The 13,688-nt window shown below is 45.5% G+C and carries 12 protein-coding genes; 4 read left to right on the top strand and 8 right to left on the bottom strand.

All coding sequences use genetic code 11. The features are described from left to right. Positions 1–9 precede the first annotated feature (9 nt). A complete protein-coding gene (locus D2V93_RS01965; RefSeq protein WP_119618153.1) occupies positions 10–1,746 on the top strand; it encodes a cellulase family glycosylhydrolase in 1,737 nt (578 codons plus the stop codon). A 107-nt stretch (positions 1,747–1,853) separates the two neighbouring features. On the opposite strand, the gene D2V93_RS01960 is transcribed toward D2V93_RS01965, so the two are convergent. From D2V93_RS01960 to D2V93_RS01925, 8 genes are all read right to left on the bottom strand, one after another. Beyond that, the gene (locus tag D2V93_RS01960) at positions 1,854–2,405 is read right to left on the bottom strand and encodes a DUF7010 family protein (RefSeq protein WP_072882195.1); all 552 of its coding nucleotides are present in this window, start codon (positions 2,403–2,405) and stop codon (positions 1,854–1,856) included. Positions 2,406–2,447: 42 nt separating this feature from the next. After that, positions 2,448–3,272, bottom strand: coding sequence for a helix-turn-helix transcriptional regulator (locus D2V93_RS01955; protein WP_119618152.1), 825 nt, complete (start codon positions 3,270–3,272; stop codon positions 2,448–2,450). 65 nt (positions 3,273–3,337) lie between these two features. After that, the gene (locus D2V93_RS01950) at positions 3,338–3,760 is read right to left on the bottom strand and encodes a cupin domain-containing protein (protein ID WP_119618151.1); all 423 of its coding nucleotides are present in this window, start codon (positions 3,758–3,760) and stop codon (positions 3,338–3,340) included. A gap of 10 nt (positions 3,761–3,770) precedes the next feature. Further along, a complete protein-coding gene (locus D2V93_RS01945) occupies positions 3,771–4,214 on the bottom strand; it encodes a DUF3237 family protein (RefSeq protein WP_119618150.1) in 444 nt (147 codons plus the stop codon). An 84-nt stretch (positions 4,215–4,298) separates the two neighbouring features. Next, positions 4,299–5,696 carry a pyridoxal phosphate-dependent decarboxylase family protein gene (locus D2V93_RS01940; RefSeq protein WP_119618149.1) on the bottom strand — a complete coding sequence of 466 codons (1,398 nt, stop codon included), beginning with the start codon at positions 5,694–5,696 and terminating at the stop codon, positions 4,299–4,301. 51 nt (positions 5,697–5,747) lie between these two features. Further along, entirely contained in the window at positions 5,748–6,875 is a 1,128-nt protein-coding gene (locus tag D2V93_RS01935; protein ID WP_119618148.1) for an acyltransferase family protein, read from the bottom strand. 6 nt (positions 6,876–6,881) lie between these two features. Then, positions 6,882–7,256, bottom strand: coding sequence for a Dabb family protein (locus tag D2V93_RS01930; RefSeq protein WP_182849918.1), 375 nt, complete (start codon positions 7,254–7,256; stop codon positions 6,882–6,884). Between the two features lie 372 nt (positions 7,257–7,628). Beyond that, complete coding sequence (locus D2V93_RS01925) at positions 7,629–8,690, bottom strand: class I SAM-dependent methyltransferase (RefSeq protein ID WP_119618222.1); 1,062 nt, start codon at positions 8,688–8,690, stop codon at positions 7,629–7,631. Between the two features lie 178 nt (positions 8,691–8,868). On the opposite strand from D2V93_RS01925, the gene D2V93_RS18930 reads away from it, so the two are divergent. The 3 genes from D2V93_RS18930 (at position 8,869) to D2V93_RS01910 (ending at position 13,686) form a co-directional block, all read left to right on the top strand. Continuing rightward, positions 8,869–8,946 carry a hypothetical protein gene (locus tag D2V93_RS18930; protein WP_272611120.1) on the top strand — a complete coding sequence of 26 codons (78 nt, stop codon included), beginning with the start codon at positions 8,869–8,871 and terminating at the stop codon, positions 8,944–8,946. Positions 8,947–9,168: 222 nt separating this feature from the next. Further along, positions 9,169–10,377, top strand: a complete 1,209-nt coding sequence (locus D2V93_RS01915) for an efflux RND transporter periplasmic adaptor subunit (protein ID WP_119618146.1) — start codon at positions 9,169–9,171, stop codon at positions 10,375–10,377. Positions 10,378–10,512: 135 nt separating this feature from the next. Next, positions 10,513–13,686, top strand: coding sequence for an efflux RND transporter permease subunit (locus tag D2V93_RS01910; protein ID WP_119618145.1), 3,174 nt, complete (start codon positions 10,513–10,515; stop codon positions 13,684–13,686). Positions 13,687–13,688: the final 2 nt, after the last annotated feature.

Here is a 13,688-nt window from a genome sequence, read left to right as displayed (position 1 = left end):
AATACTCGCATGAAAAAATCTATATTCTTTTTCTTTATTTTGATCAATTCCGTCGTTTTTGGACAAGGGTTTCTGCACACCGATGGACAGAAGATCGTTGATGCACAAGGAAACAATGTGCTCTTGAGAGGTCTCGGACTTGGTGGGTGGATGGTGCAGGAAGGCTATATGTTGCAGACGGCCAGTTTTGCCGGACCACAACATGTCATTAAACAAAAGATCACGGAACTCATTGGTAAGGAAAACACCGAAGCCTTCTATGAGGCCTATCTGGCCAATGGGATTACCAAACGGGACATAGATTCGCTTAAGGCGTGGGGTTTCAATTCGGTGCGGTTGCCCATGCACTACAATTTATATACACCACCTATTGAGGAGGAAAAGAATGGGGAGATCACTTGGTTGGAAAAGGGGTTTACCATGACGGATGATCTTTTGGAATGGTGTGCGGAGAATGAAATGTACCTTATCCTTGACCTTCATGCGGCGCCAGGGGGACAGGGTCACGACGCCAATATTTCCGACTATGATGCCACCAAACCTTCCCTATGGGAAAGTGAGGCCAATAAGCAGAAGATGATAGCCTTTTGGGAAAAGATGGCCGAACGTTACAAAGATCATCCATGGATGGGAGGATACGATATTGTCAATGAACCCAACTGGAACTTTGAAGGGGAAAACCCAAACGGCTGTGACGAAAAGAACAACGCACCCTTGCGCCAGTTGATGGTGGACATCACAAAAGCCATCCGTAAGATCGATACCAACCACATCATCTACATCGAAGGGAATTGCTGGGGCAATAACTACAATGGCATCTTCCCGCTTTGGGATGACAATATGGTCATCAGTTTCCATAAATATTGGAACTTCAATACCACGGAATCCATCCAGCAAGTGTTGGAATATCGCGAAAAGTACAACGCCCCGATATGGTTGGGGGAAAGCGGCGAAAATTCCAATGTGTGGTTCAAGGACGCATTGACCTTGATGGAATCCCACAATATCGGTTGGGCTTTTTGGCCCATGAAAAAAGTGGAAAACATTGCTGGGGTCACTTCGGTCACCAAAAACCCCGGATATGAAACGCTCTTGGACTATTGGCAAAATGGAGGGAAAAAACCTACGGCCGACTTCGCCAAAAAAGCCTTGATGCAGTTGGCCGAAAACTACAAAATGGAAAATGTGACGGTCAAGCCCGATGTAATTGACGCCATGTTCAGACAGGTACAGACTTTTGAGGCCAAGGCCTACAAGGACCATTCCATCCCTGGCCTCATCTATGCCACGGAGTATGACATGGGCACCAACAATTATGCCTACAGTGATGTGGATTACATCAACTATCGCGTAAGCACTGGGGAACAGGGCACGTGGAACAAAGGGCGTAAAATGCGCAATGATGGTGTGGACATCCAGAATTGTGCGGACAGCAAGAGCAATGGCTATGAAGTTTTTGATATTCAGGATGGTGAATGGTTGCTCTTCACCGCGCAAGTGAAAAAATCAGGCACCTATGCCATGGATGTCAGATACTCCAGCACCGTGGCCACAGGAAAACTTCATGTAAAGGTTGATGGGGCTGCCACTTCGGAAACCGTAACCTTGGGAACAACAGGAGGCGCAACCACGTATAAAACGGTCACCCTTTCAGGAATAGATCTCAAAGAAGGGACCCACAAGATAAAAGTGGCATTTGAAAAGGGCGGTTTCAATCTCAACTATGTGGAGTTTTTTGGAGAGTGATGAGTCACATAGGCATACAGCTTCAACAGTTTTATGAACTATAAGAACAGGATGCTATCTTATTCTTAAATACCATGATTTCTGTAGGGTATTTGGTGGAAACATATTCAGCGGGTTAGAATCTTTAGTCTGTAAAAAATCCATAGTGCCAAAAGTGCAAGTAGCAAGGCAGTGCAAAGAGGGATATAGAAGGCTCCGTCCAAGCCCAACGAAAGGGAGATGACCAGTGAACCGACAGAGATCAAAACGGCTGCTATGGCATAACCCATCTCGTCATAGAGCCAAGCATACGGGAAAAGATGGGCCCCGGTGATGATGGCATATCCCATAATAAAATATTCCGGATTCCTGTACAAAAGGAAAAACAGGAAGGGAAAATAGATCAATTGGGCAAAATTGAGCCAAAGTCCCAAGGGCTGAAGCGGGTTATTCTTTATCTTCCATTCGGTCTTGAATATCTTGGAGAACCCCAATGCCAAGGGTAGTAATAAGGCCCCTATCATGAACGTAAATATGCTTTTTGAAAAGGCAGGGCTGTCCAGTGTCCAGATACCATAGATCAAGAGCCATACCAGACTTGCGGCGGTTATAAAATCAATACCGTTCTTGGCCTTGTGTTGCAATTCGCTTTTCAGCACCTCAAATGTCTTCTGTTCCATTTTTTTAATAGGATATGGTTGATAAGTGAAACCGTTTTTGATTCATTCCAGATTCACGGGAAGTGTCAAGAAATTCTCCCTTTGCTTCAAAAAGCTCCGGGGATTGGTTCCCGCCAATTGCCTGAACTCACGGATGAAATGGGATTGGTCCGAAAAACCGGTGTCATAGGAAAGTTCTGTAAGATTCACCATCTCTGTTCCTTGCATGTATTGTTGGATAGCATTGAGCCTAGAAAGTCGCATATATTCCTTGGCCGTGATTCCGAACCTTCTTTTGAATTCCCTTTGGAGTTGCCTTGGGCTGATGGGCACCTGTTGAATCAATTCTTCCAAGGTCAACATCCCATGGTGTTTTCGGATTGTCTCCGAAGCCAATCGCACATAATCAAAATCCTGGGCGTGATCGGACATTTTTTTCAAAAGAAAATCTTCGGTCAACCGGATCTTTTGTTGTATGCTTTTTGCTTCCCGTAACCACGAACAATAATCCTTAAAGGCCACCCCAAGGATATCGGAACTATCCTCAAAGGTCGCGGTGAAAAGGGCAGGGGGGACCCCAAAAATATTGTAAATGCCCTCTGGATTGAACCGGATCCCAAAAATCTGGACCATATCATGGAACTTGACCTCATAGGGTTTGGTCTGTAGGCCGATCAATGTAAATTCAGGGGACTTCCCCCAACTTTCACTTTTGACAAGTTCACAGTGATCATGGGTCAAATGGATGATCATTTCGATACACCCGTTGGGCACTACCGATTGTACAAAGTTGTCTTCAGAATACAGGTTAAAATCACCTGTATAGTAAGCCTGTACAAAAGGGCTCAATGCATAGGATGGCCTGTATTCTGAAAACCTGACGTTCATGGAATAACTTTATTGCTCTATTTTAGGGTTTTAGTGTCGCTAAATTAAATATAAACATCTAATTATCAGCTAAAAAGAAGGGATGTATCCACGATATTGGATTCTGTCGGCAACATGGCTTTGTCGAAAGTAGCAACAATGTTATTGGCCCCTCCAAAAACTCCTAAGATCTTTGCGGTATTTGTGCCTGTGTTTTTTAAGTCATGGGGTACCATTTCAGGTACCAGGACCAATCCACCACTTTTGGCTGTTCTGGTCTCCGATCCAATTGTAACTTCCACTTTACCCTCCAATACGATCAACAATTCCTCGGCACTGTCCGTATGCTTTCCCAGGTTGTCCCCAGGTTCCAATTCGAAATATACAGTAGCCAATTGCTTGGAGCCGTGTGCTCCTATAAGGGGAAAGGTGGCCTTGCAGTGTTGGTTTTTGTCATCCTTTCCGATGAATTCGTTCAGCTCGATCTCGTTTATGTTTACGGTTATCATGATTCGTTTTTTAAAGTGAATATCCTTTTACGATCGCTTGGCCCGTGTTGAAGTCCACGGTTCCCAATCCTAGGACTTGTGTCCGGTTCAACCAGGTGTACCGCTTATCGTTGGTGTGGAATTCCATGTTCAGTTTCAAGGCCCCATTGTCATTGATGCCTGTTTCGGTGACCTGGATTTGAGCTCCGTCATCGGTCATGATTTTGGCATGCAGGTCAAGAAAGAACCGCCCATCCGTTCTTACTTCCAAATAATCGACCCCACTGATCTTTCCGTTGATCTTTTCCCCGATAAGGTCCCCTTCAAAATAAATATCAAATCGGGCCCCTTCTTCGGGAATAGGCTCCCCATTGACCAAGTCCTGCATGCTAAAACCGTATTCCACAAAATCGGTAAGCACTACCTGCTCCTCGAACAATAGGGCCAAATCTGTTTTTTCCAATGTATTTTCCATTATTATTTGTTTTTAAATGATAAGGCAAATCTAGAGTTACGGTGTTTCATGCAATTGTAAAAAAACGACTTTGAGCCCTTTGATTTACTTAGAAAGGGATTGCATTGCACTGGCAATGATTTGGTACAAATTGTCAATTTCCTTTTGACCTGTACGCCAGTTGGAAACTGCTACCCGGATGGCAAAACGGTCTTTGTATACTGTAGGTGTCAGGAAGACCTTGTTCGTTGCATTGATGTGCTCCAATAGGACTTTGGTATCGATTCCAGAATCGATTTTTGCAGCAAAACAGACAATGTTGAGCCGTACCTCTCCAAGAAGGTCCAATTGTTCATGGTCCTTGATCCGATGTCCAAGTTCACTGGCCAAATGACAGTTTCGGCCAACAATTTCTGCATATCCTTCCTTCCCATAGGCCAATAAGGTAAACCAAGCAGGAAGGGATCTCCATCGCCTACTGTTCTCGGGGACATAGTTCATGAAATCTTGGGTGGCCCCATCTCCTTCCAGATAAGGAACGTTTCCGTTTTGGAAGACCTGCCTTTGTAAACCTGGGTGTTTGGTGAATTGAAAAGCCGCATCATATGGTACATTTAACCATTTATGGGCATCGATGGCAATGGAATCAGCAGATTCCCAGCCACTGACAAGGTATTTATAATCATCGGCTACCGAGGCAAAGCCCCCAAAGGCACCATCGATGTGCAACCAGAAATTATATTTTTCCTTTAGCTTGCCCAAGGCGAGAAAATCATCAAAATCCCCTGTATTGACTGTTCCTGCACTGGCTACGACTATGCTTGGTTTTTCTGGGTTAACGGATAGGCGTTTTTCTAAATCGGATACATCTATGGCCTCCCGATTGGGAAGGCGTTGGACCAACTCCAGGTTGTCACGTCCAATACCCAAAATAGAAAGGGATTTATAGGTGCTGGAGTGTGGAGTGGCCGCAAACACCTTCAAGGTCCCTGAGCTGGTGTCCAGACCATTTTTAGACCCATCCTGGCCCAATTGTTGGTAGACCCATTGCCTTGCTCCGGCCAGGTTGACCATGTTCGATGTGGTACCCCCCGTGACAAAGCTCCCAAAAAAGTCGGTTGGCAACCCAAAAAGTTCTCGATAAAGGGCTATGGTATCCGATTCATGTTTTGCTGTGATAGGGGTCACGGAACTTACTTGGTCGTATGCAGAGGTCAACCAATCCCCCAATAAGGCAGCTGGGGTGGACCCTCCCGTTACATATCCATAAAAATTGGGTCCCGCAGTAGCTGAAATGTAGGGTGCATAATGGGACTTGAACAAATCCAAGGCTTTTTTTGCCCCTATACCTGCTTTAATGTTCCATGTTTGTTTGGACATGTTGGATACTCCGATGTTCGGAACGGCTTCGTTCAGATGGTCTAAATAGGATAATGAAGTGGCTTTGGCACCTTCCAGGATTTCGTCTATCTGCTCCAGATCTTTTTTAAGTAATGTGTCCATAATCTTCTATTTTTTAAGTTGTCATTGCTTATGGTCAGCGCTTCAATTTGTTCATTGAAAGTTGAACAGTCGTTTGAATTTCATTTTTCTTAGCTTAAGTTGGAAAGGAATCTCTATGTTGTGATAGGACCAGGCCGCTGAAACCATGTTCACGAACAGGAGGGACATCACCAAGGCAAGAAGGGTCCAAGTATCCGGGACGATTCCTGGCCTATCCGCCAACCAACTATCCAGTCCCATCCAATACAAACTCAACCAAAGACCCTGCATCATGTAAATGGAATAGGATATCTCTCCAAGGTATTGTGCCATGGGCCATTTCATCACCTGTTGTACCTTACCTTGGTTATAGGCAGCGGTCAATATTACGAGGGCAAAACAGGGAATGATCCAAACATCGTTTATTTTGATATGGAGCCCTAAAAGTGTGATAAGGGCTATCACAACAAAGGCTAGGTCCTTGGCCAGCCATTTTTTAAGAAAGCCTTCTTGGTACAGATTGTAAACAACGATACCCAATGTAAATTCTGCAAAGCACCTAAAAATGCCCCAATCAAAAGTGGTATCCAGAGAATGTTTCACATGGAAGTGGACGATCGATCCCAAGATTGTAAAGGAAATTATGGCCATGACCCATGGCCAAACCCCTTTCTTTTTGAAAAGGAACAAAAATAGCACCGGGGATAACATATAAATAGCCCATTCTGCGCTGATGGACCAAGATGGGACATTCCAAGTGAGCCAATAGTCAGAACCCCAAGCTTGACCTAGGAACAAATGCACAGGGATGCCCTTAAGAGCATACATATGACTGAATTTATCCCATACATTTGGAAATCCAAGAATCAAGAAGCAGGCGACCAATACATGGGTCAACAAGCAAAAAACATGCAGGGGATACAATCGACTGAACCGGGCCCAGAGATAATTCCACGAACTTCTGAGGTTGATTCCATGTTGAAAACGGCTTCCATAAACATGGGCCAGAATAAAGCCACTCAAAAGAAAAAAGAAGTCCACGAAAAGGTATCCCTTTGCCAAGAGCATGGTGGAGTCTTGGGGTACCAAATGGTCCAGTCCCGTGAATGTGGTCAATTGGTCATAATGGTACAGTACCACCCAAAGAGCGGCAATACCCCTTAATGGGGTCAAAGTATCAATATAGTTTGAGTTTTCCATAATGTATCAATATTTCACTTCCTGGAAATCCTTGACCAATAATGGACCCAATTGAGCAAGTTGCTGGTGTTTTGGATGTTCCTGATATAGTTTTTCCGCTGCCTCCGAACGGAATTTTAGTACAAAGGCCGTTTCAAATCTTTGGGAATAAGTAATCTCCAAGACCTCAAAAAGGTCAAAACCATCCACTTCCTTCACCAAGTCTTCAAACAAGGCGGCCATATGTTTTTTTTGCTCTTCGGAGACCTGTTCGTTCCATTTGAACAGCAACATTTTGGTGATGGGTCCATCATGGTGGATTACAATTTGCTGTTGGGAATGGCCTTGATTGGCAACTAGAAGACTTAGGGAAATCCATAGGATCGTTGCAATTGTTTTCATGTGTTTGATATATTTCATTTTGATGTCAAAAGTAGTTGGGGTACAAGGGCCTGAATTGTGAAAAAACGACATATTGCCCATGGGTTTTAAACCTTTGCCCTGGGTAGGCTTACAGAAATTTATTTTTTATGTAATACCCATCCAGGATTTGTAAAATTTGACTGAAGATGTTTTATTTACCGGAAAGGGGCACTATTCTTGCTTTTAGGACAATGCCCCTGAACAAAGGGGACGACCACGTCGAAAACCGATATGAAGTGCGAATTGTCATCTTATCCGGGATGGACCTTCCCAGTCCAAAGAGGACATTGCGTCTATAATGGTTTGCCAATGACGATACATTTTTTCTTTCCATTTTCTCATGGCTTTCCGCTATTTTTTAATTTCTAAAATGAGATTGACAGGGGTCCTTTGTGCGATTCGGAATTGGCTGAACCCAGCCTCTCCAATTATTTGTCTTACCCGTTCCGGTCCGGCTTGGGCCCCAAGACAATACCCTCCATCCTGTGAATGGGAGTGGGGGACACATAGGGTAGTTGAGGCCGCATAGAACATCCTGCCAATGGGATTGAAGTTTTTTTCAGGTTCATCAAAGGAAGCAGGTTCCACCAGCATGATGCTGCCCTCATCCGTCAATTTGGATTTGGCATGTTGAATGGCATTGAGTGGGTTGCCAAAATCATGAAAAGCATCCATATAACAAATAAGGTCGAATCCCGATTCCTCGAAATCCTGGGCAGATGCTACTTCAAAGATTGCATTGGTGAGCCCCGCTTCACTTGCCCTTAGTTTGGCTGTATCTATGGATTCAGCATGGTAGTCAAAACCATAAAAGAAGGAATTGGGGTATTTTGTGGCCATCAGGATAGTGGAGGCCCCGTGGCCGCATCCGATATCGGCCACTTTTGCGCCCTGCATCAATTTGTCCTCGACCCCTTCCAAGGCCGGAATCCATTCATTGACCAAGTTGGCACGATACCCAGATCGGAAAAAGGCCTCGGTTCCAAAAAACAGGTTATGATGGTGTTGGTGCCACCCAATTCCTTTACCTTCCTTGAAATCCTGTACCATTTTATCCTTGTCGTACCAAAGACTGGACACTACTTGGAACCCCGGGGCCATAAAGAAAGGACTGTTGCTGTCTGCCAAGATAAGAGCGTGTTCCTCGGGCAGGCTATACGTTTTTTGCTCCGGATTATAATCGATGTAGCCTCCTGCAGCCTGATTGTTGAGCCATTCTTGGATATAACGCTCAAAAGTTCCGGTTTTCAGGGACAATTTTTTTGCATTGGTTGGCCCAAGTTCTTGCAAGGCCCCGTATAGTCCCAGTTCGTCGCCTATTTGGACCAAAACTCCCGACATCCCCGCAGATAGGTCATCGATTACTTGTCCTGCAAAAGCTTGGACCTTTTCCATGTCAAGTTCCTTTTTCATGTTCTCTGAATTTGTCATTTCTAATTATTTAGAAGGCAAATCTAGAGTGAAGGCTCCCGAGCTAATTGGAGAAAAACGACATAAGCAGTTTTGTACTGAACAACCCGATAAAGTGAATGCAAAAGTTTAACACCCATTGGAGAAAAGATAAAACCATCCCAAGGACATAGGGCCATTGGTGGCATTTTTGGCATCGGCCGATGCCAATTTCATCACCGCGTCCATTCTTACCATTGATGGGGGAATGAATGCCTAATCAAATCCCCCTTTTTTAGCACAAAAGGGGGATTAAAAAGAACCTTAACGGATTGTTGAAATCATAATATATTGATTTATATATACTTAAATCTATTTTGATTGATAAGGCCAGAAACCGTACAATATTAGATTTTGGTCATTTATGGAAATATAATGGTTACCCCACAAGGGGGTGACCGGTATAATTTTGTCAGCAAAAGTAAAATCAAATAAGTAAGTCATGATAAAACTAGAATTCAACACAAAAAGAAATCTTTTCCTGGGAGTGGGAGGAGTACTGTTGGCATCTTTGATAGCCTTGGCGTTTACCACCACGGCTGATGAAGAAACAGTCTCACAAGCAGAGGTACCTGCCCTTCCCGTTGAAATAGCTGCCCCACTGCATGAAATGATCACGGAGTGGGATGAATATACAGGTAGGTTCGAGGCCAGTAGCCGCGTTGAGGTGAGGGCCCGGGTAAGTGGTTTTTTGGAGCAGGTGAACTTCACTGATGGGGAGCTTGTAAAAAAAGGCCAGGTACTTTTTGTCATCGATCAAAGACCTTTTAAAATTGAGTTGGACCAAGCAAGGGCGAACCATGCACAAGCCTTGGCCACTTTAAAGACTGCCCAGGACAATTTCCAAAGGGTTGAATCCTTGAGGGAAACGGGAGCCGTTTCCACGGAAGAATACGATCGCAGAAAACAGGCCTTGGTGCATGCAGAAGCAAGTGTGCAGTTGGCCCAAGCAACCGTTGATAATGCCAAACTGAACTTGGAATTTACCCAAGTCAAGGCCCCCATCTCCGGTTTGGTGAGCAGGGACAGAGTAAATGAAGGGAACTTGGTGGATGGTGGCAGCGCCAATTCAACCTTGTTGACCACCATAGTAGCCACAAGCCCTATACATTTTTATTTCACCGGGAGCGAATCCGATTATCTAAAATATGTACGCTTGGCCAAAGATGGAAAGCGAGGGTCGGCACGATCTGAAGGTTTGCCGGTACAGATCAAGCTTTTGGACGAGGATGAATTTTTGCACGAAGCCACATTGGATTTTGTGGACAATGAGATCGATAGTCAGACAGGGACCATTGAAAGCCGAGCGGTTTTGAGAAATGAAGATCACTTGTTAGAGCCCGGTATGTTTGGAAAAGCAAGGATCATAGGTAGTGATGAGCATAAGGCGATCATGGTTCCCGATGAGATCATCGGTACCAATCAATCGCTACGCTTTATTTATGTTTTAGGAGAAAACAATCAGGTAATGACCAAGAACGTGATTTTGGGACCGTTACATTCCAACGGGCTCAGGATTGTCAGGGAAGGACTGTCCCCCAACGACAAGATCATTACCAACAACCTCCAAAAAATTGGTCCCGGCATGGTGGTGAATCCACAGGAGTCGACCATCAGTCCACAAAAAGCAGATTTGGCATCTGTTCACTGATTTGATCGATATAGATAGTAATACTGAAAAATAGATTGCCCTTTTGGTAGGGAGCTCCTTTTCACCAGGTCACAATAGGTTTGGATATAAGGGAGCAAGGGAATCCTATTTCCCAACCTCAAATGACATAGAATTATGAAGTTTAGTCACATTTTTATAAAAAGACCAATTTTTGCAGCGGTATTGAGTGTACTCATACTCATCGTTGGAGGATTGGCATACATCTCCTTGCCCACTTCGCAATTTCCCGATGTGGCACCGCCCACTATAGAGGTGGTTGCCATGTACCCGGGAGCGAACGCAAAGACACTTTCAGAAACTGTGGCTGCGCCACTCGAGAAGGAAATCAATGGGGTGGAGGACATGATCTATATGACCTCGCAATCATCCGCTGACGGACGTGTCATTCTACAGGTAACCTTTGAGCTCGGCACAGATTTGGACAAGGCGCAGGTACAGGTACAGAACAGGGTGGCCATTGCAGAGCCCCGTTTGCCCGAATCTGTGAGAAGGTTGGGGATTACTACCAAAAAGGTGTCTCCCGATATGCTCATGGTGGTCAATATGTATTCGCCCAACAATACGTACGATCAAATCTACATGGGGAACTATGCCGTACTTCAATTAAAGGATGAATTGGCGCGGATCAAAGGTATTGGGGACATACAGATTTTTGGGGCCGCGGAATATGCCATGCGGATTTGGCTGGATCCCGACAAGATCTCCAGTCTCGATATGACGGCGGGAGAGGTAGTGGCGGCCTTACGTTCCCAAAACGTGCAGATTGCCGGTGGTACACTAAATGCTCTACCATCGGGAAGCCAAACTGCCTTTGAGGTGAACATCCAGACCCAAGGAAAATTGGTGACGACGGAGCAGTTTGAGAACGTGATCATCAAATCCCAGGACAATGGTCGTATTGTCCGGCTAAAAGATGTGGGAAGGGCAGAACTGGGTGCACAGAATTATGCCACTCGTGGCTATCTGGGAAAAAATCCCGCCATTGCCATGCCCATTTTCCAGCAACCGGGAGGGAACGCTTTGGAAACTGCTGCGGAGATCCAAGATCGGATGAAAGAGCTTTCAAAGAACTTTCCAGAGGACCTGAAGTATGAAATTGCCTATAATCCGACCGAGTTTATCCAAAAATCGGTGGATGAGGTCTACCGTACTATATTCGAGGCCATTATCCTGGTCGTATTGGTCATTCTGCTGTTCCTACAATCTTGGCGTGCAGCGATCATCCCAATTTTGGCCATCCCTGTTTCCTTGGTGGGAACCTTTGCCGTGATGCAGGCCATTGGGTTTTCCCTCAACACCCTGACCCTCTTTGGCTTGGTGTTGGCCATTGGTATAGTGGTAGATGATGCTATTGTGGTGGTGGAAAATATGGAACGGTATCTAAAGAAAGGATATTCTCCAAAAGAAGCGGCCTTCAAGACCATGGATGAAGTTGGAGGTGCATTGGTGGCCATAGGTTTGGTACTGATCGCTGTTTTTATTCCAACGGCTTTTCTCGAAGGTATATCCGGGCAGTTCTACAAACAGTTTGGGGTGACTATTGCGGTGGCCACGGCAATATCAGTTTTTGTTTCATTGACCTTGAGTCCCGCTATGGCCGCATTGTTGATGCGTCACGAAGAAAAAGAAGAGGGGAGAAAGACAATTCCCCTGCTCAAGCCTTTTGCTTACGTAGGAAACAAGTTCAATCAGTTCATGGAAACCCTTTCGGAACGGTATGGAAGAGGGGTCCAGAGATTAGTGAGGACATCGGTAATGGTATTGGTGGTCTATTTTGGACTGATCTTGCTCACTGGGTTGGAATTTGGCAGGGTACCCAAAGGGTTCATTCCTGCTATGGACCAGCAATATTTCATCACCCTGATCCAATTGCCCTCGGGGTCTTCCTTGTCACGGACGGATGAAGTGGTTCAGGATGTATTGGACATTTCCTTGGAGATCGAAGGTATTGATACCGCTGTGTCCTTCACGGGTTTCGACCCGGCATCGTTTACCAATGCGTCCCATTCGGCGGCAGTGTTCCAAACACTTGATGATTTTGAGGAAAGGAATGACAAAGGGATTGGATATGAGGAACTGTTGGCGACGATGCGTGGAAAATTGGCCCAAATCGATGATGCCATCGTCTTTGTGATACCACCTCCATCTGTGAGCGGTATCGGTAATGCCGGGGGATTCAAGATGATGGTGCAAGACAGGGCGAACTTGGGTACGGATAAGCTATTGGAAGCCACTAATGCACTTGCCATGGCCGCCAACCAAGATCCCGTGTTGAGCAACGTCTTTACCTTCTTCAACAACCAAACACCGCAGTTGTACCTGGACATAGACCGGGTGAAGGCAGAAAAATTGGGGGTTGATGTAGAGGACATATTCCAGTCCCTTGAAATCTTTATGGGTTCCGCGTTTGTCAATGAGTTCAATTACTTGGGACGGACATTCCAGGTGACCGCCCAGGCCGATGCCCCAAACCGGTTGACCCCTGAGGACATATCCAAGATAAGGGTACGCAACAATGCGGGGGATATGGTGCCCTTGGGAACCATTGCCAAGCAGGAGAATATTGCCGGTGCCTCGCGGATACCCAGGTTCAACTTGTATCCATCCGCCTCTTTGAACGGTGATTTTTCACCAGGATACAGTTCCGGGCAGGCATTGGAACGGATGGAGCAGTTGGCCGAGGAGATACTGCCCCAGGGCATTTCCTTCCAATGGACAGAAATTGCCTATCAGGAGAAAAAAGCAGGAAATACGGCAGGTATAGCATTCCTTTTGGCCGTGATCTTTGTCTTTCTGTTGCTCGCGGCACAATTTGAGAGCTTGGTCCTCCCACTTGCCGTGATCTTTATCGTGCCTATGGTACTGTTGTTCGCCATTTTGGGAATAGACCTTGCCGGATTGGACAATAACATCATGGTGCAGATCGGATTGGTGGTACTCGTGGGACTGGCCAGTAAGAACGCCATTCTGATCGTGGAATTCGCAAAACAATTGGAAGAGCAGGGAACGGAATTGAAAACAGCGGTGATAGAGGCATCCAAATTGAGGTTACGTCCCATTTTAATGACCGCAATGGCCTTCATTCTAGGCGTTGTGCCTTTGGCCCTGGCCACTGGTGCAGGTGCTGAGCTTAGGGTTTCTTTGGGAATTGCCGTGTTCAGTGGAATGCTCGGTGTGACCTTGTTCGGAGTTTTCCTTACCCCGGTATTCTACTATTTGGGAAGGAAATGGACGACACGTAGCAAAGAAAGAGAAATAGAACCGGTACCAAATGCATTGGAAGCATAAAA

It is taken from the genome of Flagellimonas taeanensis (assembly GCF_003584105.1).
Lineage (GTDB): Bacteria > Bacteroidota > Bacteroidia > Flavobacteriales > Flavobacteriaceae > Flagellimonas > Flagellimonas taeanensis.
This window is presented reverse-complemented; position numbering and strand designations above follow the sequence as displayed.

Coding starts and splice junctions, on each gene's coding strand:
- D2V93_RS01965 (WP_119618153.1), top strand. CDS start 10: ATGAAAAAATCTATATTCTTTTTCTTTATTTTGATCAATTCCGTCGTT.
- D2V93_RS01910 (WP_119618145.1), top strand. CDS start 10,513: ATGAAGTTTAGTCACATTTTTATAAAAAGACCAATTTTTGCAGCGGTA.
- D2V93_RS01950 (WP_119618151.1), bottom strand. CDS start 3,760: ATGATAACCGTAAACATAAACGAGATCGAGCTGAACGAATTCATCGGA.
- D2V93_RS01960 (WP_072882195.1), bottom strand. CDS start 2,405: ATGGAACAGAAGACATTTGAGGTGCTGAAAAGCGAATTGCAACACAAG.
- D2V93_RS01925 (WP_119618222.1), bottom strand. CDS start 8,690: ATGAAAAAGGAACTTGACATGGAAAAGGTCCAAGCTTTTGCAGGACAA.
- D2V93_RS01930 (WP_182849918.1), bottom strand. CDS start 7,256: ATGAAAACAATTGCAACGATCCTATGGATTTCCCTAAGTCTTCTAGTT.
- D2V93_RS01945 (WP_119618150.1), bottom strand. CDS start 4,214: ATGGAAAATACATTGGAAAAAACAGATTTGGCCCTATTGTTCGAGGAG.
- D2V93_RS01915 (WP_119618146.1), top strand. CDS start 9,169: ATGATAAAACTAGAATTCAACACAAAAAGAAATCTTTTCCTGGGAGTG.
- D2V93_RS01940 (WP_119618149.1), bottom strand. CDS start 5,696: ATGGACACATTACTTAAAAAAGATCTGGAGCAGATAGACGAAATCCTG.
- D2V93_RS01955 (WP_119618152.1), bottom strand. CDS start 3,272: ATGAACGTCAGGTTTTCAGAATACAGGCCATCCTATGCATTGAGCCCT.
- D2V93_RS01935 (WP_119618148.1), bottom strand. CDS start 6,875: ATGGAAAACTCAAACTATATTGATACTTTGACCCCATTAAGGGGTATT.